This window comes from Ehrlichia canis str. Jake (assembly GCF_000012565.1).
GTDB classification, from domain to species: domain Bacteria; phylum Pseudomonadota; class Alphaproteobacteria; order Rickettsiales; family Anaplasmataceae; genus Ehrlichia; species Ehrlichia canis.
Map to the genome: position 1 here is coordinate 569424 of NC_007354.1, position 20259 is coordinate 589682.

Consider the following 20259-nt stretch of genomic DNA (forward strand, 5'->3'; position numbering starts at 1 on the left):
GGTATAATTTTATACTTAAGATCATTTGTATTAGATTTATAATGTGCTAGTAAGTTAATAATTATAGTTAGTATTTTATTTAGTGTATCGGAGTTATAACAGTAAATTTTACATAATAATTGTATTTTTGACATATTATTATTAAATGCATTGAGTGTTTTTAAATTACTTGTATATATGTGTATATATGGTAGCGATACTTTATTAGGTATAATATCGTATACATTATTTACAATGCTCATAAGATTATTATTTGATTTCAGTAATTTTATAATTGAGTTGAGAATTGTTATTTCTGTCATAAAACTAACTTTAATTCACGAAAAGGGGAATATATGTTTTTTATGAAAGTTAGATTGTTAATATTTTCTGATTCTCTATTTTTATATGATACGGCAACATGGTGTAGTATACCGTGTTTAATTTGTGCTGGTATTGATGCATTGTCTGTATAACCTGCTTCATATACAATTTCTATCTTGTTACCATGGATTTGCTTATTAAATGAAATATATGATTGTATTGTATCAACGTAATAATATTTTTGATCTATCAATTCTTCTGTTCCATTTGTGTGTGTTATTTTTACATAATTAACTTTTATTATTGGATTAAATAGAAGTTGTATTTTTCCAGGTATATATCCACTACAGGAAATTTCCCATGTTTGTTTCATTAACGATTTTTCTATATACCATTGTGCATATTCAGATGCCATAGTGATAAGATTATTAATTAATGTATCATCCTGATTGTTATTAATACGTAAGAAAGATTTTACTTCTGATAATGTGATAGGTAGAGATGTTGGTACGGTTTTGCGTATAATACACAACATAGAACTTGCTAGCATATAACTCCATTGTTATATTGATCACTTTTTTTTGTTGTTGAGGTTTTATTAAAAAACTAAGTTTTCTAGTATACTGAAAGAAATTTTGTTAAATATTTTAGCAATGATATCTTTTTCATGTTGATTTAAACTTTGTAAACTACTAGGATTTAATAATTGTTCAATAAGATATTTATTGAGTTTTTGGGAATTGTGAGAATATATTTTTTTTATTAATGATATTAACTCTTGTTCTAGAGAATGTTGAAAGTTCATTAAAAAGTTAGATGTGATATCTTCCATTTTATTTTCAAATTTTATTTGGTATTTTGTCATTATGTCATCAATTGTATAAGAGAATTCATCTAATTTTTTTTGTTGAATAAATGCTTTTTCTTTATTGTGAAAGTTTTCTGTCATATAATATTACTCTTGATGTTTGATGTATTATATATTCTTGATTTAGTATATAGGAAGCAGTTTGTTTTATGTATAACATTAACACATTCTCCAGTGCATAGTATTATTAACTTTTCTTTATTCTGTTAAATTGACGTGTTTTCATGATAAAAGGAAGATAGACTAGAGAACATTAGCCAGTGTACTGTATTTAAATTTGATAATACATGTGTAGAATTTACGAGTAATACTTTTCTTAAGCAATATCATCAGGATTTTTATTTAGATAATGTTAAAATTATTTATAAGATGTATTTGAGAATATTAATTTCTTGTTAGAATTTTATTGAAATTTGCTTGGCAAGTTTTATAATACGTTACGTCCTGCATTTTTATAGATAACTTCATAAAATGTTGACCGGAGAGGTGGCCGAGAGGCTGAAGGCGACGGTTTGCTAAACCGTTATACGACTAAATCGTATCGAGGGTTCGAATCCCTCTCTCTCCGCCAGAGTGTAGTGCGTAATTTGATTATTGATATATAGGAGAAAGATGAAAGTTATTGGATCACTTAAATCTGCAAAGGTAAGGGATAAAGATTGTAGAATTGTACGCAGGAAAGGACGTATTTATGTAATCAATAAAAAAAATCCAAGGTTTAAGGCAAGACAGGGATACTAATTTAAATATTTTAATTATATTCTATAAAATTATTTTTTATTTTAGTTATATATAATATTTATTTTTTTTATATCTAGTAACTTTGTACTAGCTTTTTATTTGGTGATGTAAAAAGTTTATATGTTGCAATCTTATGTTGTGCAATGTGATGAAATTGCTTTTCATGTGTGTATTATATATATTAATGTTTATCCATAAATATATAGAGTATTACTAAGTAACTTGTAAATAACTTATCTTTTTTAATATATAGTTAGTAAAGTTTTTTCTTTACTAGTGGAGTTTACAATTAAAATAGTGAAGTACATAATAATATTTTCTATATTATTGTAATAAATAATAGTCTTTTTACTCATTAGCACTTAACATGAGAAATATCTCATGATCTTCTACATAACATGCTTTTTGAATTTTTAAATATTTATATGTAATACTTTATCTTATATAAATAATAATCCAAGTTCTTCCTTTTTAAGCATGATGAAATTTTTCACTTTAGTGAAAGCATGCATTTCTATTTGCCTTACTCTCTCCTTTGATATCTTGTATTCTTGGCTTAGTGTATCTAAAGTGTCAGGATTTTCGATCAATCTTCTTCTTATAAATATATCTCGATACCTTTCATTTAATGTTGATAAAGCCTGTGTTATAAGGGTCTCTTTTAGGCTTGCTTCTTCATTTAACAGATATGTGTCTTCTTGATTTGGTGTGTCACATTTAATAATCTCTTGTAATTCTATTCCTTTTTGGTTGTCATTGGAAAATACTACTTCATTTAATGACCTGTCCCTGTAAGTAAAATACCTATTCATTTGTTCTACTTCTTGTTCAGATGTAGAACATTCATTTGCGATTAGTTTTATATCGTCTTGAGTAATGTTGTTATATTTAAAAAGTTTTTGTTTAATTTTCCTGAGGCTGAAAAATAATTTCCTTTGTGCTTGTGTTGTGCCGATTTTAATACATGACCACGATTTAAGTATGTAATCTTTAATGGAAGCTTTGATCCACCATATTGCATAAGTAGATAACCTAAAACCAAGTGTAGGATTAAATTTTTTTACAGCTTGCATCAACCCTATGTTTCCTTCCATTATTAACTCTATAAGTGGTAACCCATAATTTTTGAAACTTAATGCGATTTTTACTACTAACCTTAAGTGACTAGTGACTAGCCTATGAGCATCTTCAACAATACCATTTTCATACCAATTTTTTGCTAGCCTATCCTCTTCCTCAGGAGATAAGATTGGAAATGTGTGTACCTCATTCATGTAAGACATTAAGTTGTCTTGAGTTAAAGAAAATATAGAATTTGTTAACATATTAATATATGAAACCATACTACAACCACCACATTATATCAAAGTGATATAATGATGTATAGTAAATTTTTAGGGTTTTAGTATATTAGTTGTTAATATAATTTGTTAAGGTATGATGATGAATATAATTATTACTGCTAGAGGTTTTGATGTTACTGATAATATTAAGACTTATGTTGAAAGATCAGTTCAGGATTACATAACAAAGTTTTTTGCAGATGATTCAACAGTAAGTGTAAAAGTAACTTTATCTAAAGATGCAAATTTATTTAATTCTACAATAAGTATTAGTGATATCAAAAGCGAATTTATTAGAATTTCTAAAACATCAGATACAGCGTATCATGCAATAGATAATTCTATTGATTACTTGCGTGATAAATTACAAAAGCATAAGACTGAAAAGATTAATAAATATCGTCATAATAAAAATTCTGTAAAGGCACAGATGAAATGTTTTGGGTATGTATTTGATAGTAATAGAGTAGAAAGTTATAATGTTGATAATGGTGATGGTTCTGGATTAGTTATAGAGGAAGATGTTATGGTGAAAACTATGACTATTGGTGATGCAATTATGGAAATGGAATTGTTATCTTTACCAGCTCTTTTGTTTATTAATGTAAAAAATAATAGAGTGAATATGATATACACTAATAGTAGTGGTAATGTAGTGTGGGTGGATCCGCTTAACATATCTGCTATTAAATAATTTTATTATATGATTTTGTAGTGTATGATTAGTCATAAGAAGTTAATATTTTTGTTAATATGGTAAGATATATTTTTATATTTATTAAATAAATTTGCTAATAATGTAAGATTAGTGTATAATTGTTTAAAAAGTTAATCTTTTCATTAATACTATAATAATTTATTTAGTTTTAAATGTATGATTAATAGATTTTAGAAATATTTTAGGTTGAAAAAAACATGGAAAATCATAGTTCATTACACGATGCCATTAAGTCTGGAGATTTATTAAAGGTCAAAAAACTCCTTGACTCGTCAAGCAGTGCTAGTAAAGGCCGTGCATTGTATAGTAGCATAGATGGTCAAAGTGGTATATTGCAATACATAATAAAGCAGTATCGTGACACGAATGAGCATAAATACATTGAAATGTTTAGCTTAATCCTGAAGCATTGTAATAGTGGTATAATAAATAGTCAAGATCCGAACAAAGATTTTCCGTTACTTGTAGCTGCAAAAGCTGGATATGTTTTTTTAAATCAATTTCAAAAAGGCAGTTTAATTCGTCGATTAAAGTTGTCACAAGAAGTTGATTGGAATGTTGTTGATGTACAAGGTCATAATGTTTTATTTAATGCTATACTTTCTAATGATCCTGAATGTTGTAAGATAGTTCTTAATCAGAAAGAAACAGATCGGTGTATTTATTCTACAGCAAATGATGGTAGTAATATATTACATTTTCTTTTTAGGAATTATACTGCTGAGCCTGGTCAGAGAGAAGTCGTAAATCTCATAGTCAATAAATTAAAGTCATTATATGTAGATGGTAATAAAAAGTCAGCAAAAATAACATGGTTTGATCGTTTGTTATTGCAAAGCAATAAATTGGGTGAAACGCCATTGCATGTGCTTGTTAAATCTAGTTTAGTTAATGATTTAAAAGATGATATTGATTTTGGAAAATTATTAAGTAAGAGTGATCTATTAGCATGTACTAAGAATGGTGATAGTGTAATTAATTTGGCAGTGAAACATGGTAATGATGCTGTAATCGATGCATTATTAGGAGCTACTCCTCAGGAATATTCAGGTGGTGTGCGTAGTAGAATGAATCTGATTAATGAATGTAGGTCAGATCAACTTACAGAATATCTACAGACATTGTTGGAACGTCAGGAGGATATATCAAAACTAGAATCAGAAGAGTACGCTGCTAGTAATGAAATGTACGATCAATTGTCAAAAGCATGCTTAAAACAATTAGAAGACAATAAAGAGCGCGAAGCTGAATTAAAGGATAAAATAGAAGAAGCAGAGTTTAGATTGCATGAATTAATAATAAATGCTGAAGAAGAAGGATTAAGTAGTGTAAGTAGTGATGATCTTGAGGCAGAAATTGAAGATTATCATGCAAAAATGCAAGATTTAACTGATAAATCAAATCTTATAAAAATTGCACAAAAGAATATAAATTTAATTGTAGAATCGCATAATATATTAAATATTGTAAGGCAGAATTTTAATAAAATAGTCAGCGAAGTAAAAGAACCATTAGATCGTGTTATTTTAGCTTCGACTGAACACTGGTATAGAGAATTAATCGCAAGATCTGAAGATAAGAGGATATTTGACGAAACAGTATTAAACAGTTTAGATTTTGTGAAAGAGCAGATAAATCCACAGGTAATACAAGAAGTAAAAGAGAAATCTGCAGCTTCACAAAAAATTAGACAAAAATGTTTGAACCAAATATCAAAAATGCGTGAGATATTACCGAATGAAGTAGTAACACAATCATTTGATGAAAAATTAGAAAATTTAGAAAAAGATTGTAAAGAATTAATTGCTAGAGATCTATTGTTGTCTGAAAAACAAACAGATTTAGAATTTGAAGAAGTATTAAAAGGGCAGTTGTTATTACGGAATGCAATATTAGAAAAGTTGGATAATTTGCAGAGTACCCTGCAAACGGATAAGACTAGTAAAGAAATAAGGCAGTTGCACGAACAATTGGAATGTGTATCTGAAGCACTAGGTTTGACACGCTCTATGTTGAGCATGAAAAGTCAGATAGAAAATATAAAAAAAGAATCTGCAAAATTAGATGAAAAAGAAAAAATAGCGTACTCGAAACTTTCAGGAGTGTCATTGACACGAGAATTAAGAGACTTAGTAGCAGATAAAATTGCGTTGGTACAGTTACAAACACTACTGGAAGAAAGTATTATCAAAGATATACTTAAACAAAAGAGAATAACAGGTCATATATTATTAGATTATCGAGTAAAAGTACCAGCTGTTGAAATGTTGGTTAATGATTTAGAGTTAGGAAACATACAAAGTAATAGACTTCATTTACTAAACAAGACCAGATTAAAATTACAGATATTAGACAAAATGCTGTCAGATGAATCCTGTGTTGAGTCAAAGGATTCATTAAGTAAGCAATTAGAAGAACAACAGGACAGGTTAAAGCAAGTAGAACGTGATAGGGGAATACTGCAACAGGAAATAAGAGGTAAGCAAGAATCTGGTATTGCAGGAGAATTACCATCAGGATTAAGTTCAGAAATAGAGCAGTTAAAACAATCGGAAGAAAATTTAGGAAAAAGGATTGACAAAATAAAAGCAGCTATAGGTGCGTTAGAAGCTAAAATAGAAGAAAGTAATATACAAAAAGAAATACAAGAGCTGAAGTATGCGTTATTTGAAAACTTAACTGATCAGAATTTTCATATACTTTTACATTGTAAAGAAATGTTTGGTAGTTATTCAACAAATGATCCAGAACTAGTTTCGAGAATAATTAAAGGATATAAGAAATTCTCTAATGTAGAGGATTGCGGTAAATATTATGCGCTTTGTTCTCAATTAGGTGTTGATATTGGTGCTGTAAGACATGCAGTTGAGTCTCGTAATGTTGCTTTACTTTCAGCTGTTGTTGATGAAGAAAATCCTGACGTTAAAGGTCTTGGAGATGGAATACTTAGAGTAAGAGATAGTAGTTTTTTATTGAGTGTACTAACTGATGTAGAATGTGCATTTGATATGATATTGTCTTATGCAAAACAGGAAGGTTTAACTTTTATGTATCCTGAACTTGTTATTGCAATGTTGGTATCAAGGACAGGTTCAGTAGAGTTGCACAATGTATTAGCTAATAGTGGTAACTTGTTTGATAATGTTCTTGAAGAATCTTCATGTGAACAGCTTAGTGAGTTAGCTAAACTTATAATGCAGAGTGCTTCGTCTACGGAACAACAACAAGGTAATCTTGTTATACTGAAAAATAAAATTGTAGATTTTGCTTTTAAATGCATGAATGATGGTCATGTAGATAAACTGAAAGCTTTAATTGATGGTGATCCAACTCTTATATATTCTGAAAAAAATGAAAAAAGTTTATTAGAAATTGCATCAGATTTATTAATGCAAGATTTAGTAAGGCACATAATTTCTGTGCATAGGAAGCTTATAGCTCAGGCTAGGCAAAATTATGCTCAAGATCCAAGTATGATTGATAACATTAAAATGTCTTTTAATAATCTTTCAAAAGTTAATTCTTTATATGTTATAGATATTTTGAAAGAAAACAAAGATTTTTTTGATGCTGTTGATAGTGCAACAAGGGATGAGTTAATATCCAATATATTCAATAATGCTGTAGAATGTGGTAATACTGAACTTTTAGAGTACTGTACTCAAGTTTATCCTGCATTAGTAGAAAGAAATAGAAGAGTTAGTTATGATCCTGCGCAGGTATATGGAGCTAGGAGTAGGATAAGAAGTACACCAGCTGATACAACTAGTGGACGTGGTGTTGATACTAGTTCTGTTGCTCCTGTAGAGATTACAGTTAATGACTTTGGTATTTTATCGCAATATGTGGCAGCAGTAGTAAGTGGTGATATTGAGAGGTTTAAAAAAGAGGTTCTTGAGCCTTTTAATAGTAATCCAAGTAACTATGCAAAACTGAGTCACAGATATGTAGGGCATAGTATATTTACTTTGGTGGCAGCGTTTGGAAATCCTGAGCAGTGGAATAAGTTAGAGAATGGATATAATAATATAAAGAATGAAAGGAAAACAAAGGATGCATTTTCTAGTATTAAGAGTCCATTAAATGGAAATAGGATGGCTACTGTATGTAGTCCTTTGCAAGCTGCTGTTATTCAAAATAACATGCAAATGATTCACCATTTTATTAAAAAGATTGATCCTAAAGAGTTAAAAGAAACATATGGTGATAGTAAGCGTAATGTTTTTCATACTTGTATGTTATCACAGAAGCCTGAATCAGCTGCATATATTATGCGTAATAGTAGATTTCCATTAGATGTATTGGTCAGTGCATTTCTTCAACCTGATGAAAAAGGTGTTACTCCTTTTGCTATGGCGTTTCAGCAAGGATACAAAAAAATTTGTATGGATTTTATTGATAGAGTTGAGATTGCTAAAACGCAAGTGAGAAATTTAATTACTAATGAAATTTTTATTAAAGATATTATTGACAGTAAAGATGATATATTGCTGGACAGGTTATTTAGATTGAAATATTATGCTACTGAATCTAACTATGATAAATATTCTATTAATTTAAAAAAGCATAGGATAGCAGGACATAGCTTATTCGCTTATGCTTGTAAGCAGAATGATGAAAATTTTGTAAAGAATTTAGTTAAATATTATACAGAGAAAGAGTTATTAGATGAATTAACAGGCATTATTGATGGCAAATTAGATGTTCAAGCTAAAGTATTAGAGACAATTTTATCTGCTATAATTGCTGAAACTACTGATCCTAATTTATTAAATAAGATTTTTAATAAGGTAATAGGTCATCCTGCAGCATTTGAAGCTTTTACTAATATTGATACTGAATCATATAGTAGAGTGCTTGAAGAGAATTTTAGTATTGATAAAGTCATTGAATTAAATAATCCGATTTTGTTGAAAGGTTTAATTGGAAGCGGAAGAGAAGTATTTAAATTAAAGAGTGGAAAAGCACTTTCTGATTTAGGATTAGCTGTTTGTTTCGATAGTTTATTAGATGTATGTTGTGATTATTTAAAAAATAATCCTGAAGAAATACTACATGGTAGTGTACTACCTCATGGTGCAATATTATCTAATCATGTTGAGTTATTAAAGCAACTTATAGAAAAAGATAGTAATTTGTTGATGAAACAATATGATGTGAAATTATCACCATATAAAGAGATTGCTGCAAGATTAAAAAAGAATTATGGATGTGAATTTCGTTCTTCTGAAACAATATATGATTTTGCAGTAAGAGAAGGAGCTAATGTTGAAGTAATAAATTGTATTAAAGATGCTGTATTAAATCATTACAGTCAGCTTTTAAGTGAAGCAAAACTTAGGAAAGTAGATGATAATCTGTTCAATGTAGTTCTAAATAATGCAAATGAAGTTCGTGCAAAATATCCAGATTTATATGGTTATGTAATTGAACAATTTAATGTAGAAAACTTTATACGTTCTGCTCATCCTAAGAAAAATAATATGTTTCACTTGGTTAATGAGGAAAATGTTGGATTTTTAAGTGAGATAGTTGAAAAAGTTTATAAACATACATTAGAAATAGGTGATAAGAAAAAGCTTAGTGCACTTGTTAATCATATTAGAGAATCAGATGGATTGTCTTTTTTTCACTATGCTGCACTTCATGGTGATTATGACCTTTATCGTAGGATTAAGCCATGTGGAGACATAGCATCAAAAACAGCAAAGGGAGCTAATGTAATGCATCTTTGTGCTCAAAGTGCAATGAAAGATGATAAAGGTGTTTTTGAAGTTGAGAATTTATTAAAGGAAAATAAAAAATTAGCAGAAGTTTCAGATAAGGAAGGAAGAAGTTTATTAGATTATGCTGCTAGTAGTCGAGTATCAGATTTTAGAGCACGTGAGGAAATCTTTGATCTTATATTATCTAAAAAGATGGATAAGAGTATTGCAAAGTTATCACAAAAGAATCATGAAGCACGGGTTATAGGAGCTATTTTTGCGAGTAGAAATAGACAATTTACTGATGTGTTATTAAAAAGACTTATTTCTGAGAAAAAAGTTGGTAACACTACAATAAGTAAAATTTTATTGAATGTAATAAAGAATACTAGTGATCCTGCTGAAAAAGCGCGTTTGTTAGATTATCAAGCTGAGCTTGAGAATTATGCTGAAACTACTTTATCATTTGGTGAATCTCGAGCAGAAGGACGTGAATCTCCATCAAGTGCATTTGTTCAAACTGGTCAATCAGAAGTACCTCGGAGTGAGGCTGCAGAGCCATTAATTCAATTTCCTCATGATGAAGAAAGTACTGCATTAGGTTCTCAAGCAACTATGACAGGAGTGTCTACTCAGGCTAGTCCGTCAGCAGCATATCAGGATGATAGTGAAATATCACGTATGAGGTCTATGGCAGGAACATCTGCTCAAGCTGATCAATCAGCAGTACATCGTCGGAGTGGTACAGCATTAGAGCCATTAATTGAATTGCCTGATGAAGAAGAAAATGCTGCATTAGATTTTCAAACAGCTATGACAGGAGTGCCTACTCAGGCTAGTCCGTCAGCAGTACATCGGAGTGGTGTTGCATCAGATCCTACGCTACCTGATGATGAAAGAATTGATGTTCCATCAGTTTCATCTCAAGTTGTAAGACCTTTTAGTGATGGTGAAGATTATTCAGTATATGATAAATCAGGTGTAGTAAGTGGTCATGAAAGACCTGTTTCTTCTAGAGATTCAAGACAATTGGATGCATTTGGTGATCCATCAGATGATTTATTGCCGGAGAGTGAAATTATTGTTAGCAGCAGTAAGAAAGCAATATTAGATAGCCAAAATGAAATAGAATCTCTTATTCAGAGTGGAGATACTTCTAGATGTATTAGGGCAATTAATAGTGCTCCTAGTGCGTCAGTGTTTCAACTGAAGACTTTATCGAATGATATATCTATTGCTGGACGTGCTTTTTTAAATGGTAATATTGATTTAATAGAAGCTTGTATGAATTCTGGCAAGAAATTAAATCCAAATATTACTGATAATGAAAAAAATACTCTATTACATCAATTTGTAGGATATTTTGAACGCGATCCGAGAATGTTGCTTGATGCAGGAATGCGTAATCTGTTTTTGAGATTATGCATGGATTATGGTTTCGATATTAATCATAAAAATAGTAATGGTAATACAGTACTTGATAGATTAAATGATTTAGTAGAAGGGTTAAGTAGTTCGCAAGTTGATCTTGAAAGTAGTGGTATTGATGAGTTTATGATCTCATTGTTAGCTCATTCTAGAATGAGTGATCAAGCAGTAAAGAATATTGCTACTGCGCAAAATGAGTTTTTTGCACGTGATTCTGTTTATAATATTAGTCGTTTAGTTGATACTTCTATAGTTTTGCAGAATAAATTCAGTGAAGTATTTTATGAAGTCTGTGGACGTATTTTATCTGAAGAAGCTGGTAAACATAAGGGTGTTGCTGAAGCAAATTATTCAAGATTGAATAAAATATTAAATGATGAATGTCTTAGAAAGACTTTAGCTAATACAGATGCCGATGGAAATAATGTTTTACAGAGATTGTGTCAAGATATTGCTTCTGGAAAAATCAATGCTCGTGATGACAGAGTATTAAAACTTTTTGAGACAATTATATCTAATTTAAAAGACAAAGATAAAGCATTACTAGAGGATTTATTATTTAATAATAGAAACTCAAGATTTGAAAATTGCATTGAAGCTATACCACGTATTCCTGGTGCCGATGCTCTATTTAAAAAACTAGAAGAGTTATTATTAAAAAAGAAAATAGCAGAGTCTTGTGATTTTAATTCTATGTTAGTGAATTGTGCTGAGTCTGCTAATGATAATTTATATAATTACCTGCGCACTAATTATGCAGTTATTGGTATAAATAACGTAGATATAAATGGCAATTCATCCCTATGTAAAGCTGTTGTTACTGGGTCACAAGGTATTGTTAAAGCAGTATTATCAACTGGAACTAATATTAATAGGAAAGATAAAAATGGTAATACACCTTTACATGCATTGTTAATTTTTATGATGTCTAACCCTGAACTTGTCAAGGAGCAACATATTTCACTTGTGAAATTCTTAGCGTCTCGTGGAGCTTTACTTAATGTAAAAAATAATATGAATATTTCTCCAATTATGCTTGCAGAATCTATTGATAAGAAAGAGGAACTTGCTAAGAAATTTACAAATCAAAAAGTTAGTATTTTAGAATCTTTAATAGCTGGTAGTGAAGAACATTTAGGGCTTAAATCCAAATGTATATCTGAGTTAAAGCCTTATATAGAATTAGGAAAAGGCATGAAGTACGAAGATATACATGCTGATGTAATAGGTGGTGTATTATCTGCTGATATGTGTAATGCTAGATTGCAGATAGGTAAATTATTAAATGGTGATTTTTGTAAAGAAAATGAATTAAAGACAGTAAAATTTAATTTTTCTGATACAAATAAGGGTTATGTACAAAATGTTGGTAAAAAAAGAAATTATGTTGTTACTGAAGGGCTTGTAAAACTTAAATTATATTGGACTCCTGTTGTGCCAAAAGGAGCTAAGGAGCAAGTAGTTAATGTTATTATAAGATCTGACGGTACTATATCACTATCTGATAAAGATATAGAGAAGTATGGTGCTCGTGGTGAAGGAATAAATTTCAACCGTTGTATAACTTATGTTGGTGGGATAAAGTTAGAAGATGCTTTGAAGAATGGTAGATGGCGTGATAAAGAATCGCCTTCTAAAGCTCAAAAACGTGCATCATCATCACAGTCTAGAGATGATAGGCCTGATCATGGACGTGCTGAGCAGGTTCAAAGGGATGCTCAAATAGAGAAAGATATTATATCAGTTCCAAGGCATCACCCATCAAGATTATTAGATAGAGATGATATACATGGTCATGGTAGTAGTACTGTTAGTAAATCTGAGTCTCAATTCGGTAAAACAGAAGGGGATGGTAATCTATCAGCTTCACAAAGTACTCATACTAGTCCGAGTGATAGAGTGGGGCAACAAGCAAGTACTGACGATGCTGAAGCAACATCAGCAGTTATGTTTGGTGAGCAAAGTACGTCTTCAGTAGGTAGGTTACGTGAGAGTCAGGAAGTAAAAAAATTAAGATTATTATTAAATTCAATAAGTGAGTTACCGCAAGAATTAAAAGATCAAATTTTAAGTACTAGAAGTACTATAGATAAATTACGAAATAGAATTAATGCCTGCATAAAGTCTGACGATAGAGAAGGTATTGCACATGCTGTAGAATCTATGGCTAGTTCTTATTGTGAATTATTAGGACATTGTAGATTAATTTTTAAGAAATTATATGATGAAAATGCTGATAAAAGTTTGCTAGAATTATGTATTAAAGAATATCAATCTGATTTAAACAAATTATTGGAACAAGGTATTGATATATGTGCTTCAGAAGTCTCATCAGAATGTAAGGATTTAGTTTGTAAAGTATGTGAAGATGAATTTGAGAAATATGACTCTTTATCTAAAGTACAAAGATTCAGGGAATTATCTGGTGAAATTGCTGATTTGGATGATAAATTAACAAGAAGGGCTTCTTTTGTTGAGACTTTTGGATTATTTAGCAGTAGATTAAGACATTATAGGGAAATTTTAGGAGATGGTGATTTAAAATTTCGAGAGAGGATAGTTGAAAAATATCAAGAGGATTTAAAGGAATTATTAGAATTATCTGTTGATCTTCATTTGTTAATAAATTTACCAGCATTAGAAGATTTACGCGATCATAGAAATTTAGTGCATAGAGCATGTAATGCTGAAATTGAAAAATATCTAACTTTATTTGATGATCAACAATTACGTACATTATCGCAAGAAGTGAATAATGCTCATGGTGAATTGATACAGATGTTTTCTAAGTTTAGTATATTTGTTGATGGCGTTACTGGTATTGAACAGAGCACATCTCAAGTAGAGCACCCTCGTTCTGATATTGCTAAAAGAGATACTACAACACCAAAGCAACGTGTTGTGCAAGGTAAAGATGATATACAATCTAGTGATAGTGATAGTGATAGTGATAGTAAATACGGTGATGATGATAGTAAAAAAGCATCAGTTAGTGCACCTGCTGTTGACCAAGTTGTACCTGTAGCTGATGTTCAACCTGAACCTCAGCTAGGTGAAGGATTGGAAACATTAGAGTCTAGTATAGCTGAAGGACCTGAGTTGCCTGGTGATGCATCTACTGCTAAGCAATCTATACCTTTTGCGATAACACCATCAAGTCCTGAGACAGTTGATGAAAAACTTGAAAGTTCTGGTGTTAGTCAAGATGGTATTACAACACCAGGACAACGTGTTGTGCAAGGTAAAGATGATATACAATCTAGTGATAGTGATAGTGATAGTAAATACGGTGATGATGATAGTAAAAAAGCATCAGCTAGTGCACCTGCTGTTGACCAAGTTGTACCTGTAGCTGATGTTCAACCTGAACCTCAGCTAGGTGAAAAATTGGAAACATTAGAGTCTAGTATAACTAAAGGACCTGAGTTGCCTGGTGATGCATCTACTGCTAAGCAATCTATACCTTTTGCGATAACACCATCAAGTCCTGAGACAGTTGATGAAAAACTTGAAAGTTCTGGTGTTAGTCAAGATGGTATTACAACACCAGGACAACGTGTTGTGCAAGGTAAAGATGATATACAATCTAGTGATAGTGATAGTGATAGTAAATACGGTGATGATGATAGTAAAAAAGCATCAGCTAGTGCACCTGCTGTTGACCAAGTTGTACCTTCTGACACTCGTGCAGATGGAGTATCAGAACCATTAGCATCTCATGTGGATCAAGGATCTGATGTACCTGGTGATGCATCTGTTGATGGTGTTGATTTAAGATTAGGACGGTTATCTACTGAGCAAAGTGGATTGTTGCCACGTCATGAACAAAATGTAAGAGCATTTATTTTAGAACAGAGTTTGTTAGATCAATTATATATGGACTATATAGATTTACACCCTGATCAGAAAAGTTGTGAAGCTTATAATTCAGCATTGCATGGATATAATACAAGATTAGAGTTACAGAAGGAATATAACAGGATTTTTGAATCACATGAATCAGCATCTCCAAATGAAATTAATAGTTTTTCACAAAAATATAGAGCAGCATTAAGAGATGTTGCGCAGGATATTGTTAATCAGGGTCCAATGTTTTATTCTTCTAGAGATGCAATGCTATTAAGGGCTAGAGTAGACACATTGTGTGATATGTGTCGTTCAATACGTAATCTGTATATGGTTGAATTAGATGCCATAGATAAAGAAGAAAAATCGTTACAATCTGATATGAAATCTGCAAGTTCTAGTGATAAAAAGTTGATACAAGAAAAAATAAAATTACTTAATGGGGATTATAAAACAGTATTAAGAGATTATGATAGTTTACTAGATGATATTAAAGTAGTACAAAGTGCAATTAAAAATATTAGTGATTTGACAAGTGATAATAAAGACTTGGAAGAATTATTAACATCTCAGATACAGTTGTTAAGTAAATTACATGGTGCTAGTGCTGGTCTCAGAGCATCAAGAGTCAATAGAAGAAGTGGTGGTTTTTTTAGGAGTTTACTTTCAAACTTGGGTGAACTTTTGGGTACAAATACTGAGACTACGTCAACTTCTCTTTCAGCGGGTGCTGTGAGTTTACCAGCAGCAAGTACTGTTCAGACAGTGAATGTTGAAGATATTACGCGTCAATCACAGGATCAAGAAACAAAAAGTGAAAGAGGACTAGATCTACTAACTTCAGGTGTTCAGAGGGCAGAATCTGGTGAAGAAGAATTAGGTGTAGTGCAAAATATAACAGGTGCTGGCGTTTCTGGTGAAAATGTTACTAGTGCTGAAGTATCAGATCAAACTAGTGTAGGCGGAAATGTTGTTACTGAAAATCGAAGTGATATGTTTGATGCAGCTCAACAAGGAATAGGATCTGATGCTTCTGTGGAAAAAGTAGAATCTTCACTGGAGGGTTTTGGTGAGACAAATGTAGAACATACAACAGATCAGTTGCAAGACCAGAAAACAGAAATCGGATTTTCTTTAGATAGCTCTCTAGCTGGATCTAGTGGTGCTAGTGATGTACAACATTCTAGGAATGAGGAAAAAGTTGTTGACCATGTACATGAAAGTGTTAGTCCAGTATTATTGGATATTATTCAAGGTTTGAGAAAGACTGGACTCTTGGAAAATATGATTGTTCAAGGTAAAGAAGGTGTGCTTGAGGGAGCTCAAATAGATTCGAGGAATAAGATTTTGTTCCAAGGGTTAGTACCAGCAACTATAGAACATTCTCAAAGTCATGAAGAACTTTCTTCTCAGGAAAGAACTGTGGAAGATAAAAAAAGGTCTTTATCTGTTGGTGATTTACCTAGATCTTCTGGTATACATTCTAATCAATTAGGTGATAGTATTTTTAGATTATCACGTGTTGGTTGGAATGTATCAAGAGTTAATAATGAGACTTTAGAAAGTTTATCTTTAGTAGATGATGCGTCTTGTGTACAGAAAGAATCAGGTTCTAGAGGATCAGATATTGCGTCATCAGGTAATGTTAATGCAGGAAGTAGTGATATTAATACAGGAGTAGTAGGTTATGATAAAAAAGTACAAAAACCATCTGGATTGAAATCTAGTAAAATTTCTAAAGCTCAATCGGAAATATCTATACCTGATTTAAGCTTAGTTGATAAAGATAAATCTAAGAGATCTGCTTTGAAAAAAGCAAAGTCATGTGAAGGTGTTGAGATAGTAGCTAGTGGGATGATTGCTAATGTAAGTAGTAGTGCATTGGATTCTATTACTCCTTTGCCTTCTCCTGGAACTGGTGGAACTAATAAAAAACAGAGGAGAAATTCTATTTAAAAATAACAATATTATTATAATTTTTATATTGATAAAATTCTTGTATAACTAGTAAACAGATAATATACTTTTGATTAAATATCTTTAATTAATATTTATGGCTAATCTTAAAGCTCTGTTGTTAAGAATAAAAAGTGTAAAGTCTATACAAAAGACTACTAAGGTTATGCAGATGATATCTGCTGCTAAGTTACATAGGGTACAACAAAAGTTGGAAAATGCTAGGAAGCATTTATTAGAAATAAGTAATGTTATAGATTCTGTTGATAAAGATAATGTAAGTGATGTGTTTTCTAAACATAAAAAGGAAAAGGTTTTATTGGTTATTATGTCTTCTGATAGGGGATTGTGTGGTAATTTTAATAATCTGATAGTTAAGTTTACTAAATCTTATATTGAAGACTTGGAAAGTGATAATAAAGAAGTAAATTTGTTGTTTTTTGGCAAAAAGGCGTATGATATGATGTATAGTCAGTATTCAGACAAGATATTGAATGTATTGCCTGATGTTAAGTCTATTACAAATTTTTTATATTTTAAGCTTTTTGTGTATAGTAGTGGTGTTAATTTTGAAAAGTTTGATAATGTTATAGTTCTATTTAATAAGTTTTATAGTACTATATTGCAAAAACCTAGTGCTCAAGAATTAATACCTTGTAATGTTGAAATGTCAGTTTTGTTAAAAGAGATGTATCAATATGAGCCAACATATATTGATGTTATTTCTACTATAAGTTTAGGTTATATATTAAATTTAATGTATATTGCATTTTTAGAAAATTCCGCTAGTGAACATTGTTCACGTATGATTGCTATGGAATCTGCAAATCGTAATACTAAGGATATGTTAAATAAATTGGCATTAGAATATAATCGTTCTAGGCAAGCTTCTATAACTACTGACTTAATAGAGATAATTAGTGGTTTTGAATCGTTGAATTAATAATGAGAGTTTATGGAAAATGGCAAACCTTCTGATAGTCAAGCAGAAGAAGCTATTAATTTATTGATCAGGTGGATAGGTGATGATCCAGATAGAGTAGGTCTTACTGGTACTGCTAAGCGTGTGTTGAATATTTATAAAAAGTTTTTTTCAGGGTATCAAGTAGATATGCTTTCTATGCAAGATTCAGTTTTACTTGGTGAAAATTATGACGGTATGATAATTGTTAAAAATACTGAGTTTACATCTTATTGTGAACACCATATTGTGCCTATAAAAGGTAAAATAGATATTGGGTATATTCCTGATAAGTTAATATTTGGTTTAGGTAAAGTGATTAAATTGATTAATTGTTTTACAAAAAGATTGCAGCTTCAGGAAAGATTAACGATGGAAATCGCTAACGCATTGGATTATTATTTATCTCCCAAAGGAGTTATTGTATCTATTGAAGCAGTACATGATTGTGTTGCATGTTGTGAAGAAATAGATAAAAATAACTTGGACTTGCAAACCACTTGTGTAATTGGGATTTTCAAAGATAATATAGATCTTAGAAAAGAATTTTTTACTAATATTGGTTGATTGGAGGATAAGTTGGATATTTTAAATATAGCTGAAGATGCTGTAAAAAAAATAAAGAGTATGGGATATATTGGTGATGTAGTAATTTATCAAAGTGATAAGTTATCTTTGTCACAACGTCTGCATAAAATTGATGAGGTTGTTCAATCTAAAAACTGTAAAATAGGGATTAGAGTTATTGTAAATAATAATCAGTTTGCCTGTGTTTCTTCTAATGAATTTTCTAATATTTCAGAGTTGATCAATCAAGCAATTTCTATGGCGAAGTTATCTACAGGTGATCCATATATTTCCCTTTATAATGAATTTGTTGATAAGGTGAATTTGATGAGTGGTAATGATCTGATGATATTAGATAGAACTACTCTTACAATTGATCAATGTAAAAAAATTATTGAAGATATGGAAAATGCTGCTCTATCTTATGATAGTAGAATTATTAATTCAGAAGGCTCATCATTTTCTAATGGTATAACAAATGTTGTGTTGGTAACTTCAAATGGTTTTATAGGATCTTATAGTAAATCTAATTTTGTAAGTAACATTGCTATTATTGCTGGCATGGATGATAAAATGGAAGTAGGATATGATTTTTCTTGTGTATGTAATTTTAATGATATTAAAAATCCTATAGAAATAGGAAAAGAGGCGGCATCAAGAGCAATTAATAGGTTAAATCCTAGAAAAGTACAAACTTCTAAGATGCCTGTTATAATCGAGAATAGAATAGCTAGTACATTATTAGGAAATTTTGCAAGTGCTATAAGAGGAGATAATATAGTAAATGAGACTTCATTTTTAAATGGTAGTATTAATAAAAAAGTTTTTCCAGATGATATTTTTATAATAGATGATCCTTTAATGATGTGTGGCTTATCTTCTAGACCTTTTGATGGAGAGGGAGTTGTTGGGAGTAAGAAATTTGTTGTAGAAAATGGTGTATTAAAAAGTTGGATTTTAGATATACGTTCAGCTAATAAATTAAAACTAAAAAGTACAGGAAATGCTATAAGACATCCTAATGCATCGATTACTCCTGGAGTGAGCAATTTCTATATACAAAATGGTAATGTATCTGTTGAAGAATTAATGTCAGATATAAAGAAAGGGCTGTATATTACTGATCTTTTTGGATTTGGAATTAACTTAATTACTGGTGATTATAGTCAAGGTGCATCAGGGTTTTTTATAGAAAATGGAAAAATATCTTATCCAGTCAATGAAATTACAATTGCTAGTAAATTGCAGTATATGTTTGCTGAGATGTATGTTGCAAATGATTTGCAATTTCTTGGTTCAATTAATTCTCCTACTGTCAGGATAAATGATGTTACAATTGCTGGTTAATAAATTTTTAACTTATTTTTCTAAATCTTTATTTGGTAGAACTATTGTGATATATGTAACTTATTATAAAAGTGCTTTGTATGTTATTTATAATAATCTGTAGAAATAATTTTTGGGTTTATAACTTGGTATTTTATAAGTATTTTCAGTATAATGCTTTTATTGTTGTTGTATAGTATATATGTAGTAAAAATGCTTTAATTATATCATTTAAAACTATTGTAGTAGTAAAAGTACTTTATATATTGTTGGTAATTGTCTGTATAAGTAATTTTTTTAGATTATCATTTTATGTTTTATATAGGTATTTTTAATATAGTACATTTTATTATTGTGATGTACATTGATATAAAAGTCTTAAGATCAAAAGTTGTAAAAATATAGACTTTGAAACTTGTAGACCAAGCTGTGGCAGAATATATGTAGTTGGTTATAGGACTATATACAGGAAGTAGTAAGATACTTTAATTGTATTT

9 protein-coding genes and 1 tRNA gene are annotated in these 20259 nt (G+C 30.4%); 7 read left to right on the forward strand and 3 right to left on the reverse strand.

What is annotated here, in order from left to right:
* Positions 1 to 298 precede the first annotated feature (298 nt).
* Positions 299 to 853: a head-tail connector protein gene (locus ECAJ_RS02000; RefSeq protein WP_011304503.1), complete on the reverse strand. Its 555-nt coding sequence runs from the start codon at positions 851 to 853 to the stop codon at positions 299 to 301.
* Between the two features lie 48 nt (positions 854 to 901).
* Positions 902 to 1252 carry an ECH_0659 family protein gene (locus ECAJ_RS02005; protein WP_011304504.1) on the reverse strand — a complete coding sequence of 117 codons (351 nt, stop codon included), beginning with the start codon at positions 1250 to 1252 and terminating at the stop codon, positions 902 to 904.
* Positions 1253 to 1651: 399 nt separating this feature from the next.
* Between ECAJ_RS02005 and ECAJ_RS02010 the strand changes: the two genes are divergently transcribed.
* Positions 1652 to 1742: transfer RNA gene (locus ECAJ_RS02010), tRNA-Ser, on the forward strand.
* Between the two features lie 41 nt (positions 1743 to 1783).
* Positions 1784 to 1912, forward strand: coding sequence for a type B 50S ribosomal protein L36 (ykgO, locus tag ECAJ_RS02015; RefSeq protein ID WP_011304505.1), 129 nt, complete (start codon positions 1784 to 1786; stop codon positions 1910 to 1912).
* Between the two features lie 440 nt (positions 1913 to 2352).
* Here the strand turns inward: ykgO and ECAJ_RS02020 are convergent, their stop codons facing one another.
* Entirely contained in the window at positions 2353 to 3255 is a 903-nt protein-coding gene (locus ECAJ_RS02020; protein ID WP_011304506.1) for an RNA polymerase factor sigma-32, read from the reverse strand.
* A 100-nt stretch (positions 3256 to 3355) separates the two neighbouring features.
* Here ECAJ_RS02020 and hpf point away from each other — a divergent pair, with 100 nt between their 5' ends.
* The 5 genes from hpf (at position 3356) to ECAJ_RS02045 (ending at position 19783) form a co-directional block, all read left to right on the forward strand.
* Positions 3356 to 3949 carry a ribosome hibernation-promoting factor, HPF/YfiA family gene (hpf, locus tag ECAJ_RS02025; protein ID WP_011304507.1) on the forward strand — a complete coding sequence of 198 codons (594 nt, stop codon included), beginning with the start codon at positions 3356 to 3358 and terminating at the stop codon, positions 3947 to 3949.
* A 221-nt stretch (positions 3950 to 4170) separates the two neighbouring features.
* The gene (locus tag ECAJ_RS02030) at positions 4171 to 16908 is read left to right on the forward strand and encodes a hypothetical protein (RefSeq protein WP_011304508.1); all 12738 of its coding nucleotides are present in this window, start codon (positions 4171 to 4173) and stop codon (positions 16906 to 16908) included.
* Between the two features lie 97 nt (positions 16909 to 17005).
* Entirely contained in the window at positions 17006 to 17851 is an 846-nt protein-coding gene (gene atpG, locus ECAJ_RS02035; protein WP_011304509.1) for an ATP synthase F1 subunit gamma, read from the forward strand.
* Between the two features lie 12 nt (positions 17852 to 17863).
* Positions 17864 to 18436, forward strand: coding sequence for a GTP cyclohydrolase I (folE, locus tag ECAJ_RS02040; protein ID WP_011304510.1), 573 nt, complete (start codon positions 17864 to 17866; stop codon positions 18434 to 18436).
* Positions 18437 to 18448: 12 nt separating this feature from the next.
* Complete coding sequence (locus ECAJ_RS02045) at positions 18449 to 19783, forward strand: TldD/PmbA family protein (protein WP_011304511.1); 1335 nt, start codon at positions 18449 to 18451, stop codon at positions 19781 to 19783.
* The last annotated feature ends 476 nt before the right edge of the window (positions 19784 to 20259 follow it).

What these genes read in the sequence shown, in the direction of transcription:
- hpf (WP_011304507.1), top strand. Translation starts at nt 3,356, where the DNA reads ATGAATATAATTATTACTGCTAGAGGTTTTGATGTTACTGATAATATT.
- ykgO (WP_011304505.1), top strand. Translation starts at nt 1,784, where the DNA reads ATGAAAGTTATTGGATCACTTAAATCTGCAAAGGTAAGGGATAAAGAT.
- ECAJ_RS02000 (WP_011304503.1), bottom strand. Translation starts at nt 853, where the DNA reads ATGCTAGCAAGTTCTATGTTGTGTATTATACGCAAAACCGTACCAACA.
- folE (WP_011304510.1), top strand. Translation starts at nt 17,864, where the DNA reads ATGGAAAATGGCAAACCTTCTGATAGTCAAGCAGAAGAAGCTATTAAT.
- ECAJ_RS02005 (WP_011304504.1), bottom strand. Translation starts at nt 1,252, where the DNA reads ATGACAGAAAACTTTCACAATAAAGAAAAAGCATTTATTCAACAAAAA.
- atpG (WP_011304509.1), top strand. Translation starts at nt 17,006, where the DNA reads ATGGCTAATCTTAAAGCTCTGTTGTTAAGAATAAAAAGTGTAAAGTCT.
- ECAJ_RS02020 (WP_011304506.1), bottom strand. Translation starts at nt 3,255, where the DNA reads ATGGTTTCATATATTAATATGTTAACAAATTCTATATTTTCTTTAACT.
- ECAJ_RS02030 (WP_011304508.1), top strand. Translation starts at nt 4,171, where the DNA reads ATGGAAAATCATAGTTCATTACACGATGCCATTAAGTCTGGAGATTTA.